We start from the raw sequence: 17,694 nt of genomic DNA, 5'->3' as shown, positions 1-17,694 counted from the left end.
GATGGGGGTGGTGCGGTAGGGATGGTGCGGTGGTGCGGGCCGTCCGGTCGGTCCGGGCGGCCGCCTGCTCACTTCAGGGCGCCGGCGCCCAGTCCGTTGCGCCAGAAGCGCTGGAGCAGGAGGAAGGTGACGATCAGCGGGATGACCGACAGCAGAGCGCCGATCAGCACGAGACCACGGAGTTCCGGCAGCTGGTTCAGCTGGTTGTTCCAGTTGTAGAGACCGAAGACGACCGGGAAGAGGTCTTCGGATCGCAGCATGATCATCGGCAGGAAGAAGTTGTTCCAGATGGCGACGAACTGGAAGAGGAACATCGTCACCAGCGCGGGCGTCATCAGTCGGATGCTGACCGTGAAGAACGTGCGGATCTCCCCCGCGCCGTCGAGCCGACTCGCCTCGAGCAGTTCGTCGGGAACGGAGGAGGCCGCGAAGATCCGCGCCAGGTAGACGCCGAACGGACTCACGATCGACGGCAGGAACACCGACCAGAACGTGTTGGTCAGCTGCGCCTGGCTGAAGATGAGGAACAGCGGCAGCGCGAGGGCCGTGGCCGGAACCAGCACTCCGCCGAGCACGATGTCGAACATCAGGTCGCGGCCCGGGAACCGGTACTTCGCGAGGGCGTAGCCGGCCATGGCGGCGAGCAGGGTCGCGATGGCACCGCCGAGCGCGGCGTAGAGCACCGAGTTCAGCAGCCAGCGCAGGTAGACGCCGTCGCGGTAGGCGAACAGCTCGGCGATGTTGTCGAGCAGGTGGAAGTCGGCGAACCACAGCGGGGCGGTGGTCAGGATGTCGCCGGTCTCCTTGCTCGACGCGACGAGCAGCCACCACAGCGGCAGCAGGAAGTAGACCGTGAACACGGCCATGATCAGCATGGCGCCGGTGCGGGAGATGCCCGATTCGCGAGCACCCTTTCCGCGCGGGGCCTGTGCGCGCGAGCCCCGACCGGGGGCGACGATCGTCATGGTGCTCATGCGTTCTGCTCCTTGCGCTGCATGTACTTCATGAATCCGAACGACAGCACGAACGTCGTCACGGCCAGCACGACCGAGAAGGCGGCCGCGAGGTTGGTGTTCGGGATGGATGCCGTGGCGTAGACGGTCATGTTCGGGGTGAACGTGCTCGTGACCGCCGAACTGAACGAACGGAAGACCTGCGGTTCGGCGAGCAGCTGCAGCGTGCCGATGATCGAGAAGATCGCGGTCATCACGATCGCCGGGCGCACCAGCGGGATCTTGATCGACCAGGCGATGCGCCACTGTCCGGCGCCGTCGAGGATGGCCGCCTCGTAGAGCTCCTGCGGGATCGAGAGCAGCGCCGAGTAGATGATCAGCATGTTGTAGCCGACGTAGACCCACGTCACGACGTTCGCGATCGACCACAGCACGAGGTCTGCCCCGAGGAAGTCGATGTTCTTGGTGATCGCGGTGAACGGCGAGAGGTTGGGCGAGAACAGCGAGCCCCACATGATCGCGGCGATGACACCGGGAACCGCATACGGCACGAAGAACGCGAGGCGGAAGAAGCGCTTGCCGCGGACGAGCGGCGAGTCCAGCAGCAGCGCGAACAGCAGGGCCAGGCCGAGCATGACCGGCACCTGCACGACGCCGAAGGTCAGCATCCGCCCCATCGATGCCCAGAAGGCCTCGTTCTGGAAGACGAGCACGTACTGCGTGAAGCCGCCGAACACCTGCTCGGCCTTGCCGAAGGTGCCGTCGCGCTCGACCACGAGCAGGGACTGCCAGAACGCGTAGGCGATGGGGACGACGTAGAACAGCGCGAACAGCACGCCGAAGGGCACGATGAGGAAGGCGATGGCGCCCTTGTGCGGGATCCGTCGACGGCGGCCCGGCGCCTTCGGCGCTGAGGCGACCGCCGGAGCGGCGAGCGTGGTGGTCATACATCCTCCTTGATGATGCGGACCGCACCGGCCGGCACCAGGCCGGTGGCGCGGGCGTCGGTGACGAGGTCGTGACCTGCGGCCGCGACCTCGGCATCCGTGGATCCGTGGTTGATGACGAACAGGAACGAGCCGGCATCGCCGGTGCGGCGCACGATCTCGACGTCGGGTCCGGCGCCGGGGACGGGCGCGACACCCGCGGATGCGGCGAGCCGTGCGATCAGTGCGCGGTAGTCCTCGCGAGCGGGCTGGGTGCCGAGGAACCAGGCCTCGCCCGCTCCCGTCGCGCGCCGCGTGATCGCGGGGCGTCCGGCGGCGGGGCCGTCGACGAACGACGCGATGACCTCGGCATCCGTGGCCTTCAGGCGCTCACTCCACACTGTCGCGGTCGTGCCGTCGGTCAGGGTGACGGTCTCGTCGGGACGCAGGGGCGTGAACTCCTCCGAGCGGATGCCGAGCAGGTCGCGGAACGCGCCGGGATAGCCGCCGGTGCGCACTCTGTCTTCTTCGTCGACGATGCCGCTGAAGAAGGTGATCAGTGCTGTCGCGCCGTTCTCGACCGCGCGGGCGATCGCCGCGGCATCCGCATCGCCGATGAGGTGCAGCGCGGGAACGATCAGCAGGCGGTGGCCGTCGAGGTCGCCGCCGGGGCGTACGACGTCTGTGGTGATGCCGGCATCCGCCAGCGCGGCATGCGCGGCATGCACCTGGCCGAGGTAGGTCAGCGCCTCGCTCGGACGGCCCTCGTTCTCGGCGGCCCACCAGCTCTCCCAGGAGAAGAACAGTGCGGCGTCGGCGACGACGCGCGTCCCGGCGACCTCGCCCAGGCGATCGAGGAGTCCGCCGAGCGCGACGACCTCGCGCCACTGGTCGGAGTCCTCGCCCGCGTGCGGCACGAGTGCCGTGTGGTACTTCTCGGCGCCCTGGGTCGACGCACGCCACTGGAAGAAGCAGATGCCGTCGGCGCCGCGCGCGATGTGCGCGGCGATGTTGCGCTGCAGCTCACCGGGAGCCTTGGCGAGGTTGTAGGGCTGCCAGTTCACTGCGCCGGTCGAGGTCTCCATGAGCAGCCACGGCGCACCCTGGGCGAGGCCGCGGGTGAGGTCGGCGGCGAACGAGAGCTCGCCTCGCGCGTCGTCGAGGCGACGGTCGAGGTAGTGGTCGTTGGCGATCAGATCCATCTCGCCCGCCCACGACCAGTAGTCGAGGTTGCGGATGTGCGCGGTGACCATGAAGTTGGTCGTCACCGGCACGTCGCTCCGCTCGCGCAGGATCGCGGCTTCGGCGCGGTAGAGCGCGAGCTGCTCGTCGGAACTGAAGCGCTGGAAGTCGAGGATCTGCCCCGGGTTGCGCAGCGAGAGGGCCTGAGCGGGCACCCGCACGTCGTCGAAGTCGCTGTAGCGCTGGCTCCAGAATGTCGTGCCCCACGCGCGGTTCAGCGCGTCGATGTCGGCGTACCGCTCGCGCAGCCAGCCACGGAAGGCCTCGGCGCTCGTGTCGCAGTAGCAGAGCGCGTTGTGGCAGCCCAGCTCGTTCGACACGTGCCAGAGCGCGACGGCCGGGTGGTCGCCGTAGCGTTCGACGACACGGGTGACGACCTCGGCGGCGTACGCGCGGAAGAGGGGCGAGCTCGGGCAGTACCCCTGACGACCGCCCTGCTGGAAGACGGTCCCGTCTTCGCCGACCGGCAGGATCTCGGGATGCTGCGCGGTGAGCCACGGTGCGGGCGAGGCCGTGCCGGTGCCGAGGTTGATGCGGATGTCCGCGGCGTGCAGCAGCGCGATGATCTCGTCGAGCGCCGCGAAGTCCCACACTCCCCTGGCGGGGTTGATCGACGACCAGCCGAAGATGTTGATCGCCACGAGACCCACGCCGGCCTGCTGCATGAGCCGCACGTCGTCGGGCCAGACGCTGCGGTCCCACTGCTCCGGGTTGTAGTCGCATCCGAAGACGAGGCCGCGCCCTGCGGAGAGGGTGGCGATGCGGTCGGACACAGCGGCGGCCATCGGTGACGCTCCTTTGCGGATCATGTGTGCACGTGCACAGTCCGCTGCGTCGAGACAGCGATCGGGATTTCTGTGAACGTGCACACATCGTCGCATGTCGTGGCGAATCCCGTCAAGTCCGGGTCGCTAGGCTGTCGATCATGAGCACTTCGGCCCGTCGTCGCAGCACCGTGCACGATGTCGCGCGCGTCGCCGGAGTCTCCAGGGGAACCGTCAGCCGCGTGATCAACGGCGGCTACGTGTCGGACGCCGCGCGCACCGCGATCGAAGAGGCGATCCGCGAGGTCGGCTACGTGCCGAACACCGCCGCCCAGAACCTCGTGCGACAGCGCACCCAGGCCATCGCGTTCATCGTGCACGAGCCGCACGCGCTGTTCCTCGAAGACCCCAACATCGGCGCGATCATGCTCGGCACGAACGAGACTCTCTCCGAGGCGGACTACCAGATGGTCTGCCTCGTGGTCGACTCGGTGCGAGACACCGAACGCGTCGCCCGCTACCTCAACGGCGGGTTCGTCGACGGCGCTGTGATCGTCTCGGCCCGAGCGCAGGATCCGATCACCAAGGCCGTGATGCGACTCGACCTGCCTGTCGCCTACGTCGGCCACCCACCCGACGTCGATGCCGCCTGGGTCGGCGTCGACAACCGCGGCGCCGCGCAGGCCGTCACCTCACGTCTGCTGGCGACCGGTCGCACGAGGGTCGGCATGATCGCCGCCGCCCTCGACCGCGACTCGGGCACCGATCGACTCGCCGGATTCACCGACGCTCTCGGCGACGACTTCGATCCGGACCTCGTCGAAGAGGTGCCGCTGTACTCCTACGCCGACGGAGCCGCCGCCATGAAGCGACTGCTCGACCGAGCACCCGACATCGACGGAGTCTTCGCCGCGTCCGACGCGGTGGCCGCCGGAGCGATGTGGGCGCTGCGCGAAGCGGGACGGCGTGTGCCGGATGACGTCGGCGTGGTCGGCTTCGACAACAGCACGTGGGCGACGCGCACCACCCCGCTGCTCTCGACCGTCGACCAGCCGGCCGAAGGTCTCGGGGCCGCGGCCGCGGCATCCGTCCTCGCGCAGCTGCGCGACGATCAGCGTCCGCGTGAGGGGATCATGCTGCCGACGCCCGTGGTGTGGAGAGACTCGGCCTGAGCGCCCCTCCCCCAGCGGAACGGCGAGACCGTCGGGTCGCCGGAGATCCAGAAGCGCCAGGGGAATGCCGCGGTCCCGGCGATGCCGGCCACACCGACCCTCGGCCCGGTCGCCACATCGGTCACCGGTTCGTCACGCAGCCACAGCTCGGCGCGGGCGCCCGCGAACTCCGCTCCGGTGATCGCGTCGATGCCGTCGTGGATCGGATGCCGCAGGCCCGCCGACTGGCCGAATCGACCGGGCCCGCGCGCGAGGTCGCGCAGCGCAGTCGACGTCAGAGGGGGCGTCGCACGGCGGCGCACCGCGACGGCATCCGCCCCGTGCACCACCTCGCCCGCACGCAACAGGATCCCGCCCGCCTGACCCTCGGGGCCCGAGACGACGTTCACGCACGAGTGGATGCCGTGACTCAGATAGACGTACAGGTGCCCCGGCTCGCCCCACATCGTCGCGTTGCGTGCGGTGCGCCCCATGCGCGCGTGCGACCCGGGGTCGGCCGCGGGTCCCGTGCCCTGCCCGTGATAGGCCTCGACCTCGGTGAGTCGGAGTCGCACCTCGGAGCCGGCCACGACGGTGCGCAGCTCGCCGCCGAGCAGCAGCGGAGCGACCTCGACCGGCAGCCCGCTCAGCTCGGCGCGGGTCGCTCGGTGCAGGGCATCCGTCGGCATGGGCTCAGAACTGGGGGGCCGTCTGGCACCACGAGGCGTCGAAGCCGGTGAGCGCCACGATCTCGTCACCCGTGCGCAGGTCGAGCAGGTGCGTCTCGAGGTTCTCGGGCAGCGGCAGCAGCATCTGGTCGTAGGGGTTGTCGGCGAGCTCCGGCGCTATGACGACCGCGGCGTACTGACCGCTGGGCGACGCGCAGGCCTGCAGGATCGAGTCGGTCGAATCGACCTCGACGAGCGGTGTCGCCGCGCCCTCGTCGTTGACCCGGATGACCGCCTGACCGACGGGCAGACCGTTCTCGTCGCGCGACACCACGTGGCGGAGGGTGCCGCCGGGGTACGGCGTGATCGTGATCGCGGTGCCGTAGTCGGGAGTCGATGCTTCGAGCGGCACCTCCGACCCGTCAGCGAGGTTCAGCTCGACCACCGTGCCGTCGAGTCGCTCGACGATCGCCGTGTACGTGCCCCGCGAGATGCCCTGGATGGTCGTCGCGAGTCCGAGGGACTGCACTCCCGCATCGGTCGAGCGGTCGACCAGCGAGAGCGCACCGTCGAAGTCGATGAAGAGCACGGCGGAGCTGTCCGGCACGAACTGCCAGACGAAGATGTTCGCCTCCTTGCCCCCGACCTCTGTCACCACCGGTTCGTCGTCGCCGCTCAGCGATTGGGTGACGAGCACGCTGGCGCGCCCCTCCGTATCGCTGAGCTCCTTGTCGGAGTAGCTGTAGCCGACCAGACCCCCGCGATCGGAGACCTGGATCGCCCCGACGTATCCGACACCGGGCAGCTCGAGCTCGCGCTGGTCCGTCCCGTCGCGGTCCATCACGAGCAGCTTCGAGCCCTCGTCCTCCTCGACCGAGACCACGAGCTGCGACGACGTCGCGCGGAAGTCGTTGATCTTGTCGGCCGCGAACACGGGCTGCGCCTTCTCACCCGACAGGTCGGTGCGGAAGATCTGGTCGTTCCCGTCGGGGTCTCGGCGCAGCAGGAAGATGTGGGATGCCGGAGTCGAGAAGCTCGTCGACAGCGTAGCGCTCGGGCCGCCTCCGGCGCCGACCGCATCGGCGACCTTCACCGTGTACTCGGTGTCATCATCGAGCGGCACGGTGAAGCGGATGCCGATGCCGCGGCCCGCGGCGTCGAGGGTGAAGGGCACGGCGGGGTCGACCGTCACCTGCGATTCGTCGATCGCGGCGAGGGACTGGTTCGCGGTGAGGATGACCCGGCTGCCGGAGGTCTCGATGGCCTCGGTCGGGTCGACCTGCACCTCGGTGATGCGGGGTCCCTGGGTGAGGCTGACGACGCCGAGTCCCGCCCCCACCAGCACGAGGATGCCGAGCACAGCGCCGAGCGCCAGCAGGAACCGGCGGTCGCTCGGGGTGTCGGACTTCTCGGGCTTCGCGGGCTTCGCGGGCTTCTCCGGCTTGGCGGGCTTCTCGGGCCTGGCGGCCTTCGCCGGCTTGGCGGCCTTCGCCGGCTTGGGCTTCTTCTCGGCCTTCGGCTTCTTCTCGGCCTTCGGCTGCACCGGCGCCGGGGGCGCGTAGTCGGTCGTGGAGTGAGCCGCGAACGACGTCGTGGACTCCGCATCAGGCGGGACGAAGGTCGAACGCGTTGGCCGTTCGCCGCCGGCCCCGCGAGCCGCGCGAGCCGCAGGCGAGACGACAGGCGTGTCGGTCGCAGGAGAGGTTCCGTCTCGCTCTGCCCCGCCGCCCTCGTCCGGCGATTCGGCGGTGGGTTCGGCTGCGCCGCCGTCGCTCACCGACGGCGACGGGGAATCCGCGGCAGCAGCGGCCGCTTCCGCCTCGCGGGCGGCGCGCAGCTCGGCGCGCGTGCGCGGCACCGCCGGGAGGTCGGGGCGCTCGTCGTCAGTACTCATACGGGTCCTGAGGCTCGTCGATCGCGGTGACGGTGGTGGGCTCGACGTGCAGCGAGCCGTCGGCATCCGCCTTGACCGTGCCCTCGACCTCGACCCACTGGCCGGTGTCGAACTCTCCCGCGTCGATCGTCACCGGCAGCGTCGCCGGCTGCGCGTCGATCACGCAGTGCGTGATGACGAGGCGCGTGAGGTTGACGCCGTCGGCATCCGTGGGGGTGACGAAGCCGGTCAGCGTGACCGTCTTGCCGTCGTAGGCGGCGGTGTTGGTCGCCGTCGCGAACACGCTCGCCCAGTCGCCCACCCCGAAGGTCGCGGTGTCGGCGACCCCGAGGGTCACATCGTCGGCCCCGGCGAACAGCGCGGTCTGCTCTCCGACCCGCGACATCGCCAGCTCGACCGACAGCGATGCGGGCGGCAGCACGAGCGCTGCGATGACGACACCCGAGGCGACGACACCTCCGGTGACCGTGCCCACGAGGGCGAGGCTGCGGCGAGGCGACGGCTCGGCATCCGCATCCGTGCCGTGTCCGTGATCGTGTCCGTGGTCGCCTTCCTCGCCGAGCGGCAGGGTGCACGACCAGATCGCTCCGGCAAGAGTCACGACGGCCGCGGCGCAGGCGAACCACACCGACTCGGGGCTGATGTAGAGATTCAGGCGACCGGTCAGGCCGAGTCCGAGCGTGACGACCGAGATCACCGTGGCGAGACCGATGCCGAGCCAGCGGGTGCCCAGGGCACGGGCGCGCGAGCGGGCCTGCGTGGGGTGCGCGTGATCAGACAAGGACGTTCACCCCGATCCCGATCGCGAAGGCGGCGAACAGCACCACGCCGATGATCCCGACGAGGGTGCGGGTGGTGAAGGTCGTGCGCATGAGAGCGAGCATCTTCACGTCGACGAGCGGGCCGACGAGCAGGAACGCCACGAGCGCGCCCGACGAGAAGGTGGAGGCGAACGACAGGGCGAAGAAGGCGTCGACGTTCGAGCAGATCGCGACGGTCATCGCGAGGGCCATCATCGCCAGGATGGACAGCACCGGGTTCGAGCCGATCGCCAGCAGCACCTCGCGCGGGATCAGCACCTGCACCGCTCCGGCGAGCGCCGATCCGATCACGAGCGCGGGCATCACGGCGCGCAGCTCGACGAGGAACTGCGTGAGGCTGCGGCGCACCGGGGTGCCGTGCTCGTGCGTGACGCGGTCGCAGGTGTCGATGAACCGCTGGGTGAGCAGCGAGTCGGGCGAGGGGTGGCGGCTGTAGATCCAGCCGATGAGGTTGGCGATCAGGTATCCGCCGATGAGACGGGCCACCAGGATGCCGTCATCGAAGCCGAATGCCGCGTGCGTGGTCAGGATCACGATCGGGTTCACGATCGGGGCGGCGATCAGGAACGTCAGCGCCTCGGCCGGTGCGAGCCCGCGCATCATGAGACCGCGGGCGAAGGGCACGTTGCCGCACTCGCACACCGGGATGAGCATGCCGAGCAGCGACAGCACCGCACGCCGGGCCCATGCGCGCTTCGGCAGCCAGCGGTGGATGACGTCGGCGGGCAGCCACACCTGGACGACGATCGACAGCAGCACGCCGAGGATCACGAACGGCAGCGCCTCGATGAGCACGCTCAGGGCGAGGGTCAGTCCGTCCTGAGCCCTGCTGGGCAGGCTCGCGGTGAAGAGCGACGGAAGGAACCGGTCGATCAGGAAGAGCGCGAGCACGATCGCGGCGCCGAGGCCGACCCCGATCCACGGCGAGCGCGGCGATCGGGAGGGCCGGTGCGAGTGCACCGTCCGTGGAGCGGCCTGGGTGGTCACGCGTTCGCTGCCTCTTCGGCGTCCCGCTTGTTGGTGCAGGAGGCGCACAGCCCGAAGATGTCGACCACGTGCGCGGCATCCGTGAAGCCGTGGAGGGCCGCGGTGCGGTGCGCCCACTGCTCGACGTCGGTCGCCTCGATCTCGACCGTGAGTCCGCAGTTGCGACAGATCAGGTGGTGGTGGTGGCCCTGCGTCGTGCAGGCGCGGTAGAGCGCCTCGCCTTCGGGGCTCTGCAGCGAGTCGGCGTCGCCGGCTGCGGCGAGTCCGGCCAGGGCCCGATAGACCGTGGCGAGGCCGATGCCGGTGTTGTCGTCGCGGAGCGAGGCATGCAGATTCTGCGCGCTGACGAATCCTCGCGCGTCGGCGAGGGCTTCGCGCACGCGATCGCGCTGCCAGGTGTTCCGCTGAGCCATACCCACGATTCTAGGCGCGCCGCCCTTGCCGGGCCCTGGGAACGTCAGGCCCGCACGCGGCGCACGCCGCCTCGGGCGCGCTGGATGATCCAGCACACGACGTAGATCGTGAACGACAGGGTCGTGATGTACGGACTCACCGGCAGCGTGCCCGCGAGGGCGAGCAGGATGCCGCCGACGGCCGACACGAACCCGAAGAGCGCCGCGAGCAGAGGCACCGCGACCGGCCCGGCCGAGACGCGCATGGCGGCCGCCGCGGGAGTCACGAGCAGCGCCATCACGAGCAGGGCGCCGATGATGTGCACGCTGACCGCGACGATCAGACCGAGCAGCACCATGAAGAGCAGGCTCACCGCGCGGGTCGGCACACCGCGGGCCGCGGCCGACTCGGGGTCGAGCGAGTCGAAGCGCAGCGGGTTCCACATGAGCAGCAGCCCGAGCAGCACGACGATGCTGATGCCGAGCAGCCAGCCGAGGTCGGGGCTCGAGACCGAGACGATCTGTCCGGTCAGCAGACTGAAGCGGTTGGCGCTGCGCCCGTCGTAGAGCGACAGGAAGAGGATGCCCAGGCCGAGGCCGAACGGCATGAGCACCCCGACGATCGAATTGCGATCTCGGGCCTTGGCCCCCAGGACGCCGATCAGGATCGCCGCCACGAGCGCACCGCCGAGGGATCCGACGACCACGCTGCCCCCGAAGAGCAGCGCTGCGGCGGCACCCGCGAACGAGAGCTCGCTGACGCCGTGCACCGCGAACGCGAGGTCGCGCTGCATCACGAAGACGCCGATCAGTCCGCCGACGATGCCGAGCACCGCACCCGCGATGATCGAGTTCGCGAGCAGGGCGACGAGCTCGCCGTAGTCCTGGAACGAGAACACGTCACTCCAGTCGACCGCAGGCACGATGCCGGTGATGACGGTCATGCGGCACCTCCGTGGTCGTGGTCGTGCAGGTGGTGGGGCTCGGCATCCGGCACCCCGACGACGACGAGTCGGTCGCCGGCGCGCAGCACGAACACCGGGGTGCCGTAGAGCTCGGTGAGCACGCGGGTCTGCAGCACCTCTTCGGGGGTGCCGAGCACGAAGCGACCGCCGGCGATGTAGAGGATGCGATCGACGCGGCCGAGGATCGGGTTGATGTCGTGGGTGACGAACAGCACGGCGGCGCGGCGATCGCGACGCTGGCGGTCGATGATGTCGGTGATCGCGACCTGGTTCGCGAGATCGAGGTTCGACAGCGGCTCGTCGCACAGCAGCAGGGCGGGTTCGTCGGCGAGCGCCTGACCGACGCGCAGTCGCTGCTGCTCACCGCCCGACAGGAGGCCGACCCGGCGGTCGGCGTAGTGCGCGGCTCCGACCGAGGCGAGCAGCTGATCGACCTTGGCCTTGTCGCCGCGGTGCGGGATCGGGAAGCCGAAGCGGCTGCCCTGCACGCCGAGCGCCACGAGATCGCGGGCTCGCATGCTCGTGTCGGGAGCCAGCGAGCGCTGCTGCGGGATGTATCCGATGCGCGGGTTGCCCTTGCGCACCGGCCCGCCGGCGACCGAGATCTCGCCGGCCGACAGCGGCTGCAGGCCCAGGATGCTGCGCAGCAGCGTGGTCTTGCCCGAACCCGACGGTCCGAGCACGGCGATGAACTCCCCGGGCTCGACGGTCAGGTCGAGGCCCGACCACAGTTCCCGGTCACCGCGCTGGAGGGCGGCTCCCCGCACCTCGAGCACGGGGTTCGACTTCTCGGCTCCTGCCCGCGCGTCGGCGGCGGCGCTCACGACTGGAGCGCGTCGGCGAGGCTCTGGATCGCGTCACTCATCCACTCAGAGTACGACGATCCTTCGGGCAGCAGCTCCGTGAACGCGACGAGAGGGATGCCGGCGGCGATCGCGGCATCCTCGACGCGCTGCGTCTCGGCCCCGCCGGTCTGCGCATTGGTGAGCACGGCTGCCACGTCGCCGCTGGCGACGACGTTCAGGGTCTCGAGCAGGGTCGCGGGGGCGACATCGCTGCCCTCCTCGACCGACTCCGCGAATCCCTCGGGGGTCACATCGGTGAGTCCGGCGGCGGTGGCGATGTAGCCGGGCAGCGGCTCGGTGATGATCACATCGGCGCCGGCGGCATCCGTCTTGAGGGTCTCGAGGTCGACTTCGAAGCCCTCGAGGTCGGCGACGATGTCCTCGGCGTTGGCGGTGAACTCCGCCTCGCCGTCGGGGTCGATCGCGGCAAGCTCATCGGCGATCGCCTCGACCACGTGGATCATCGTGTGCGGGTCGAACCAGACGTGCTCGTTGAAGCCTTCGATGTGATTGTGGCCCTCATGCCCCTCTTCACCCTCAGCGTGGTCGTGATCGTGCTCTTCCTCGGTCGCGCCCTCCTCATCGGAGTGACCCTCGTTGCCCGGGAAATCGTGCGAGAACTCGACGGCGGTGACGAAGTGCGGGTCCTGGGCATCCTGCAGCAGGGTGTCGATGAAGCCGTCGTAGCCGCCGCCGTTCTCGATCACGAGGTCGGCCTTCTGCACCGTCAGGCGGTCACGGGCCGAGGCCTCGTACGAGTGCGGGTCCTGCGTGGCCGAGGTGATGATCGAGGTCACGTCGACGCGGTCGCCGCCGATCTGCTCGGCGAGCGAACCGTAGACATTGGTGCTCGCGACGACCGTCACCGCTCCGCCGTCGCCGCCCTCTCCCGCAGCGGGGGTGGTCGAGCATCCGGCCAGCGAGAGTGCGGCGACGGATGCGAGGGCGAGGGCGACGAACGGCTTCTTCATGTCCCCCACTCTAAACGCTAATGAGAACCATTATCAAATCGGTGGGGTGCGGTGGCACGCTTCACGATCGATTGCAGGGCCGACGCACGGATGCAGGACGAGAAACCGTGTTCTCGCCCTGCATCCGTGCTTTCGTCCTGCAATCAGACCGGCTCAGCCGAGGAGACCCGGCGCGATCCACACGGTCGAGTCCGCCGGGACCGCCTCGTCGACCACCGTGCCGAGGACGACATCGGCGGCATCCGCTCCGAGGTCGAACGGCTCGGTGCCGAAGTTCGTCACGATCTGCCAGCCGTTCGGGCGAGCGAAGCGCAGCACATCGGGCCGGCCGGTCTCGATCCACTCCAGGCTCTCCTCGGTCTGCAGCTCGTGCCGCAGCCGCAGCGCCTCCCGGTAGAGCGAGAGCGTCGACGACGGATCGGCGGCCTCGACATCGACCGCGGACTCGGCAAACCACGCGGGCTGCGGCAGGTGCGCCTCGGCGGATCCGAAGCCGAACGACGGTCCGGATGCGGTCCAGGGCAGCGGCACGCGGCATCCGTCCCGTCCCAGTCCGTCGAAGACGGCACCACGGAAGAACGCCGGGTCCTGACGCTGCTCGGGCGCGACGTCGGCGACCTCGTGGAGGCCGAGCTCCTCGCCCTGATACAGGTAGGTGCTGCCGGGGAGCCCGAGCAGCAGCAGCGTCGCAGCGTGCGCTCGGCGAAGACCCGCCTCGCGATCGAGCTGATCCTCCGGCCCGCCGGCCGCGACCCACTCGACCCCTTGCTTCACTCCGGCGCGCCCCTCGAGCGGCGCGAGACCGTAGCGCGTCGCGTGACGGGTGACGTCATGGTTCGACAGCACCCACGTCGTCGACGACCCCGTGGCCTCGGACTGCGCGAGGTTGTCGGTGATGATCGTGCGGAACTGCGTCGCGTCGAAGTCGGCGACCAGCAGGTCGAAGTTGAACGCCTGCCCGAGCCCCTCGGCCGAGGCATACCGCGCGCGGCGCTCGGGAGTGCTGACCCAGGCTTCGGCCACGGCGGTGCGGGGCGGGTCGTAGTCGTTGAAGACCCGACGCCACTCGGCGTAGATCTCGTGCACGTCGTCGCGGTCGTGCAGCGGATGGTTGCCGTCGTGCGGGAGCAGCTCGAGATCGGCGGTGCTGGGCAGGGGCTCGGTCAGATCCTTCGTCAGCATGTGGGCGACATCGATGCGGAAGCCGTCGACCCCGCGGTCCGACCAGAAGCGCAGCGTCGTCAGGAAGTCCTCGCGCACCTCCGGGTGGTCCCAGTTGAAGTCGGGCTGTTCGGGGGCGAAGCTGTGCAGGTACCACTGGCCGTCATCGACCCGCTCCCACGCCGATCCGCCGAACGCGGCGGTCCAGTCGGTCGGCGGCTCCGCACCGTCGGGACCGGATCCCTCGCGGAAGATGTACCGCTCGCGGGCCGCCGAGCCGCGGCCTGCGGCGAGCGCCTCCTGGAACCACTCGTGCAGGTCGGACGAATGGTTCGGCACGATGTCGACCACGACGCGGATGCCGCGCTCGTGCAGCGCCGCGACCATGTCGTCGAAGTCGTCGAGCGTGCCCAGGCGCGGATCGACGTCGCGGTAGTCGGCCACGTCGTAGCCCCCGTCTGCCAGGGCCGACGGATAGAACGGGCTGAGCCACACGGCGTCGATGCCGAGGTCGCGCAGGTAGTCGGCCCGCGAGACGATGCCAGGGATGTCACCGAGGCCGTCGCCGTTCGCATCGGCGAAGCTGCGGGGGTAGATCTGGTAGACGGCGGCCTGGCGCCACCATGCGGCCGTCGTGTCGTCGCGGGTCTCGGTGAGAAGCGCATCGGTCATGAGGGGTGTTGCTCCTTCGTGTTGCGGTCTGGGGTGTGCGACGTGTCAGCCCTTGACGGCGCCCTGTGTGACGCCCTCCATGACGAAGCGCTGCGTGAACAGGTAGGCCAGGATCGCCGGGGCCATCGCCATGAGGTACGAGGCGAACGACACGTTGTAGTTGTTGCTGAACTGGGTCTGGAAGAGGTTCTGCCGCACCGGCAGCGTCTGCAGCGCGGGATCGGAGATGATCAGCGACGGCATCATGAAGTCGTTCCAGGCGTAGAGGAAGGCGAAGATGCCGACCGTCGCGCTCATCGGCGCCAGCAGCGGGAAGATCAGCTGCCAGAACGTCTGCCAGGTGGTGGCGCCGTCGATGCGGGCGCTCTCTTCGAGCTCGATCGGGATCGACCGCAGGAACGCGGTGAACAGCAGCACGCTGAAGCTCAGCTGGAACATCGTCGCGAGGATGATCACGCCGAACGGGTTGTCGAGTCCCACCCAGCCGGTCAACTGGATCTGCGGCAGCGCCACCACGGGGAACGGGATGAACATCGCGGCGAGCAGATAGAAGAACGACCAGCGGAACAGGCGGTGGTCCCAGTTGCGGACGATCGCGTACGACGCGAAGGCCGCGAGCACGATCGTCGCGATCACGGTGCCGGCCGTGACCAGCAGCGAGATCCCCGCGCCGACCGGGAACTTCGTGAGATTCCAGGCCTCGACGAACCCGTCGATGCTGAAGGGCGCCGGCAGCGAGAACGCGTTGCCGTCGACCGCCTGACCCGTGGTCTTGAACGCCATCGAGATCGTGACGTACAGCGGCAGCAGCACGGTGACGGCACACAGGATCAGGATGATCGTGCCCGACCAGTTGACACGCTCCATGCGGACGCGCGGCTTCTTGCCCGAGGTGGGGATGGTGGTGAGTGTCTGCGTCGACATCAGAGTGCGTTCCTTCCGCGGGTCAGCGAGAGCTGCAGCAGGGAGATGAGCACGGCGACGATGAAGAAGATCGTCGCGTTGGCCATCTGGTAGGCGTAGTCGCCGCCGTTGAAGCCCGCGATGATCGTCATCGCGACGCTGCGGGTGGCGGTGCCGGGACCGCCGTTGGTGAGGCCGACGATGATGTCGTAGGCGTTGAGGAAGCCCTTGAAGCCCAGGATGACGTTGATCACCACGTACCCCGCGACGAGCGGAAGCGTGATGCGGAAGAGCTGCTGCCTCTTGTTCGCTCCGTCGATGCTGGCCGCCTCGTAGACCTCGCCCGGCACCGAGAGCAGGCCGGCGATGTAGATGAGCAGTGTGCCCGGAACCGCCTGCCACGCGGTGACGATGACGATAGCCACCCACGCGAGATCGGGATTCGCGAGCAGACTGGTCGAGAGCCACGGGATGCCGGTGGCGGCGCCCGCGGCAGGGATCGAGTTCGAGAACAGGAAGTTGAAGACGTAGGCGATGATGATGCCCGAGATCACCATGGGGATCACGAAGATCGTGCGCAGCCCCGTCTTGAACCGGATGCGGGAGGTCAGCCCGACCGCCAGCAGGAACGCGATCACGTTGACGACGATCACCGTGGCGATCGAGAAACCGAACGTGAACAGGTAGCTCTGCAGGATGGCCGGGTCGCTGAACATCGCGATGTAGTTGGTCAGCCCGTTGAAGCTCCACTCGCCGATGCCGATCGAGTCGGTGAAGCTGAAGAAGATGCCCATGATGCCGGGCACGGTGATCGCGAGCGTGAAGATGACCAGCGTCGGCAGCAGGAACAGGTAGTAGATCGGCTCGACCTTGCGGGTGCGGCGACCGAGCTTGCGGGTGCCTCCCGTGATGATCGCCGTGGTGTCGGTCGTGGGGGTGTTGGGCTTCGTGATCGTGCCCGCCGTCGGCCTCGACGACGAGGGGTTGGGGGCTGCCGGGTTGGGCAGAGCGGTGTTCGTCATGGCGTGGACTCCTCTGTCTCGCCGGATGCTGAGTCCTCACCGGAGGCGTTGTCCTGGGTCGACGGGATGGGAGCGCGGAACGCGATCCTCGCCCAGTCGGCATCCATGGTGCGCAACGTGGAGGTCGGGGACGCGCCCAGCACCATCGCCTGCGCGTAGTTGAAGACCGGCAGGGTTCGGGGCACGAGCACCGAGGGTCCCTGATAGATCTGGCCGTTGTCGTAGTACTCGATCATTCCCTCGATCCGAGGGTCGTCCGGGGCCGGTGCGTCCTTCGTCGGGGTGAACCCGAGCTGCGACGCGTTGTAGGCCTCGATGTTCTCGGGCTGGAACAGGTACTCGAGGAAGTCACCTGCTGCCTCCTGGTGCTGCGACCCCTCGGGGATCATCGCGGCGAGGTCCATGTTGACGCGCACGCCGAGGTCGGCGGGATCGTCGGTCATCGGCAGCGGGAAGGTGCCGAGGTCGAGGTCGGGAGCCGTCTTCTCGATCTCGCTGAACGCCCACGGCCCCTGCAGGTACATCGCCGCCTCACCCTTGCCGAATGCGAGATTGCCGTCGCCGTATCCGCGGCTCGCGGCATCCGCGTTGGTGTACTCGGTCGCGAGGGTCATCATGCGGTCCATGGGCTCGGCGAAGTCCTTCTCGAACGACACCTCGGAGTCGGGACCGACCTCGGTACCCTCCTCCGCGAGGGTGTCGAAGAAGTCGATCACGTCGACCGAGCCGCCGGCGGTGTAGTCGTACCAGCCCTGCGCGACGGTCCAGTCGTCCTTGAAGGTGGCGTAGAAGGGGTCGATCCCCGCCTGCTTCAGCTGATCGCACACGGCGAGCAGCTCGTCCCACGTCTGCGGGACCTCGAGGCCCTGCTCGTCGAAGATCTGCTTGTTGTAGATGACCGACGCGCCCATCACCGAGTACGGCAGCGCGCTCGTGCGCCCCTCGCACGAGCCGTACTGCTCCATGAGCGGCTGCAGGTCGTCGCGGATGGTCGAGGCGGCCTCGGTGTCGGAGAGATCCGTGAGCGCGCAGCGCTGCACGAACCGGGCGATCTCGTAGTTGTAGTTGGCCAGCATGATGTCCGGCGGGTTGCCGCGCACGAAGCTCGCCGACACGACGTCGACACCCGAGGTGTCGATCTCGACGCGCACCTTGTCCTGCGAGGAGTTGTACTCGGCGACGAGCTCTGTCATGAACTCGATCGCCTCGCGTTTGCTGAACGTGAAGCGGATGGTCTCGGTTCCGCCGGCCGTCGAGCAGCCGGTCAGAGCCGCTCCGACCAGGGCGAGCGCGGCCGCACCGGCCACCAGCTGCGCCGGGCATGGGGGTTTCACAGACACCGTCGTCCTTTCGTCCT

Annotated in this window: 16 protein-coding genes; 1 reads left to right on the top strand and 15 read right to left on the bottom strand. The window is 68.9% G+C overall.

The window, feature by feature from the left end; all coding sequences use genetic code 11:
- Positions 1 to 68 precede the first annotated feature (68 nt).
- From ACZZZQ_RS08235 to ACZZZQ_RS08225, 3 genes are read right to left on the bottom strand one after another with little or no spacing between them, the layout of a single operon-like run.
- Complete coding sequence (locus ACZZZQ_RS08235) at positions 69 to 974, bottom strand: carbohydrate ABC transporter permease (RefSeq protein WP_372984668.1); 906 nt, start codon at positions 972 to 974, stop codon at positions 69 to 71.
- On the bottom strand, positions 971 to 1,900 hold the full coding sequence (locus ACZZZQ_RS08230) for a carbohydrate ABC transporter permease (protein ID WP_053098126.1): 930 nt from the start codon (positions 1,898 to 1,900) through the stop codon (positions 971 to 973). Before ACZZZQ_RS08230 ends, ACZZZQ_RS08235 begins: the two co-directional genes overlap by 4 nt.
- Positions 1,897 to 3,906: a beta-galactosidase gene (locus tag ACZZZQ_RS08225; protein ID WP_463507314.1), complete on the bottom strand. Its 2,010-nt coding sequence runs from the start codon at positions 3,904 to 3,906 to the stop codon at positions 1,897 to 1,899. Before ACZZZQ_RS08225 ends, ACZZZQ_RS08230 begins: the two co-directional genes overlap by 4 nt.
- Positions 3,907 to 4,046: 140 nt before the next feature.
- Between ACZZZQ_RS08225 and ACZZZQ_RS08220 the strand changes: the two genes are divergently transcribed.
- A complete protein-coding gene (locus ACZZZQ_RS08220) occupies positions 4,047 to 5,057 on the top strand; it encodes a LacI family DNA-binding transcriptional regulator (protein WP_285363500.1) in 1,011 nt (336 codons plus the stop codon).
- Here ACZZZQ_RS08220 and ACZZZQ_RS08215 read toward each other — a convergent pair.
- The 12 genes from ACZZZQ_RS08215 to ACZZZQ_RS08160 form a co-directional block, all read right to left on the bottom strand.
- Positions 4,997 to 5,725 carry a DNA-3-methyladenine glycosylase gene (locus tag ACZZZQ_RS08215; RefSeq protein ID WP_463507313.1) on the bottom strand — a complete coding sequence of 243 codons (729 nt, stop codon included), beginning with the start codon at positions 5,723 to 5,725 and terminating at the stop codon, positions 4,997 to 4,999. The two genes, ACZZZQ_RS08220 and ACZZZQ_RS08215, sit on opposite strands and share 61 nt — an antisense overlap.
- Before the next feature lie 4 nt (positions 5,726 to 5,729).
- Positions 5,730 to 7,598: a hypothetical protein gene (locus tag ACZZZQ_RS08210; RefSeq protein ID WP_463507312.1), complete on the bottom strand. Its 1,869-nt coding sequence runs from the start codon at positions 7,596 to 7,598 to the stop codon at positions 5,730 to 5,732.
- The gene (locus tag ACZZZQ_RS08205; RefSeq protein ID WP_232224497.1) at positions 7,588 to 8,379 is read right to left on the bottom strand and encodes a TIGR03943 family putative permease subunit; all 792 of its coding nucleotides are present in this window, start codon (positions 8,377 to 8,379) and stop codon (positions 7,588 to 7,590) included. Before ACZZZQ_RS08205 ends, ACZZZQ_RS08210 begins: the two co-directional genes overlap by 11 nt.
- On the bottom strand, positions 8,372 to 9,406 hold the full coding sequence (locus tag ACZZZQ_RS08200; RefSeq protein WP_463507311.1) for a permease: 1,035 nt from the start codon (positions 9,404 to 9,406) through the stop codon (positions 8,372 to 8,374). The genes ACZZZQ_RS08205 and ACZZZQ_RS08200 overlap by 8 nt, the downstream gene beginning before the upstream one ends.
- Positions 9,403 to 9,819, bottom strand: a complete 417-nt coding sequence (locus ACZZZQ_RS08195) for a Fur family transcriptional regulator (RefSeq protein WP_042540517.1) — start codon at positions 9,817 to 9,819, stop codon at positions 9,403 to 9,405. The genes ACZZZQ_RS08200 and ACZZZQ_RS08195 overlap by 4 nt, the downstream gene beginning before the upstream one ends.
- A gap of 44 nt (positions 9,820 to 9,863) precedes the next feature.
- Positions 9,864 to 10,742, bottom strand: coding sequence for a metal ABC transporter permease (locus ACZZZQ_RS08190; RefSeq protein ID WP_187249213.1), 879 nt, complete (start codon positions 10,740 to 10,742; stop codon positions 9,864 to 9,866).
- Positions 10,739 to 11,587, bottom strand: coding sequence for a metal ABC transporter ATP-binding protein (locus ACZZZQ_RS08185; protein ID WP_295104374.1), 849 nt, complete (start codon positions 11,585 to 11,587; stop codon positions 10,739 to 10,741). The genes ACZZZQ_RS08190 and ACZZZQ_RS08185 overlap by 4 nt, the downstream gene beginning before the upstream one ends.
- Positions 11,584 to 12,579 carry a metal ABC transporter solute-binding protein, Zn/Mn family gene (locus ACZZZQ_RS08180; protein WP_463507310.1) on the bottom strand — a complete coding sequence of 332 codons (996 nt, stop codon included), beginning with the start codon at positions 12,577 to 12,579 and terminating at the stop codon, positions 11,584 to 11,586. Before ACZZZQ_RS08180 ends, ACZZZQ_RS08185 begins: the two co-directional genes overlap by 4 nt.
- A 153-nt stretch (positions 12,580 to 12,732) precedes the next feature.
- Positions 12,733 to 14,412, bottom strand: coding sequence for a glycoside hydrolase family 13 protein (locus tag ACZZZQ_RS08175; protein ID WP_463507309.1), 1,680 nt, complete (start codon positions 14,410 to 14,412; stop codon positions 12,733 to 12,735).
- 45 nt (positions 14,413 to 14,457) lie between these two features.
- Positions 14,458 to 15,336 carry a carbohydrate ABC transporter permease gene (locus ACZZZQ_RS08170; protein WP_053098134.1) on the bottom strand — a complete coding sequence of 293 codons (879 nt, stop codon included), beginning with the start codon at positions 15,334 to 15,336 and terminating at the stop codon, positions 14,458 to 14,460.
- Complete coding sequence (locus tag ACZZZQ_RS08165) at positions 15,336 to 16,337, bottom strand: carbohydrate ABC transporter permease (RefSeq protein WP_230100920.1); 1,002 nt, start codon at positions 16,335 to 16,337, stop codon at positions 15,336 to 15,338. The genes ACZZZQ_RS08170 and ACZZZQ_RS08165 overlap by 1 nt, the downstream gene beginning before the upstream one ends.
- Positions 16,334 to 17,677: an ABC transporter substrate-binding protein gene (locus ACZZZQ_RS08160; RefSeq protein WP_463507308.1), complete on the bottom strand. Its 1,344-nt coding sequence runs from the start codon at positions 17,675 to 17,677 to the stop codon at positions 16,334 to 16,336. The genes ACZZZQ_RS08165 and ACZZZQ_RS08160 overlap by 4 nt, the downstream gene beginning before the upstream one ends.
- Between the last annotated feature and the right edge of the window lie 17 nt (positions 17,678 to 17,694).

It is taken from the genome of Microbacterium sp. AC132, from assembly GCF_979258525.1.
The sequence above is the reverse complement of the archived record's forward strand: the minus strand, read 5'-3'. Positions and strand labels throughout refer to the sequence as shown.

What these genes read in the sequence shown, in the direction of transcription:
- ACZZZQ_RS08235 (WP_372984668.1), bottom strand. Translation starts at nt 974, where the DNA reads ATGAGCACCATGACGATCGTCGCCCCCGGTCGGGGCTCGCGCGCACAG.
- ACZZZQ_RS08230 (WP_053098126.1), bottom strand. Translation starts at nt 1,900, where the DNA reads ATGACCACCACGCTCGCCGCTCCGGCGGTCGCCTCAGCGCCGAAGGCG.
- ACZZZQ_RS08225 (WP_463507314.1), bottom strand. Translation starts at nt 3,906, where the DNA reads ATGGCCGCCGCTGTGTCCGACCGCATCGCCACCCTCTCCGCAGGGCGC.
- ACZZZQ_RS08220 (WP_285363500.1), top strand. Translation starts at nt 4,047, where the DNA reads ATGAGCACTTCGGCCCGTCGTCGCAGCACCGTGCACGATGTCGCGCGC.
- ACZZZQ_RS08215 (WP_463507313.1), bottom strand. Translation starts at nt 5,725, where the DNA reads ATGCCGACGGATGCCCTGCACCGAGCGACCCGCGCCGAGCTGAGCGGG.
- ACZZZQ_RS08210 (WP_463507312.1), bottom strand. Translation starts at nt 7,598, where the DNA reads ATGAGTACTGACGACGAGCGCCCCGACCTCCCGGCGGTGCCGCGCACG.
- ACZZZQ_RS08195 (WP_042540517.1), bottom strand. Translation starts at nt 9,819, where the DNA reads ATGGCTCAGCGGAACACCTGGCAGCGCGATCGCGTGCGCGAAGCCCTC.
- ACZZZQ_RS08190 (WP_187249213.1), bottom strand. Translation starts at nt 10,742, where the DNA reads ATGACCGTCATCACCGGCATCGTGCCTGCGGTCGACTGGAGTGACGTG.
- ACZZZQ_RS08180 (WP_463507310.1), bottom strand. Translation starts at nt 12,579, where the DNA reads ATGAAGAAGCCGTTCGTCGCCCTCGCCCTCGCATCCGTCGCCGCACTC.
- ACZZZQ_RS08175 (WP_463507309.1), bottom strand. Translation starts at nt 14,412, where the DNA reads ATGACCGATGCGCTTCTCACCGAGACCCGCGACGACACGACGGCCGCA.
- ACZZZQ_RS08170 (WP_053098134.1), bottom strand. Translation starts at nt 15,336, where the DNA reads ATGTCGACGCAGACACTCACCACCATCCCCACCTCGGGCAAGAAGCCG.
- ACZZZQ_RS08165 (WP_230100920.1), bottom strand. Translation starts at nt 16,337, where the DNA reads ATGACGAACACCGCTCTGCCCAACCCGGCAGCCCCCAACCCCTCGTCG.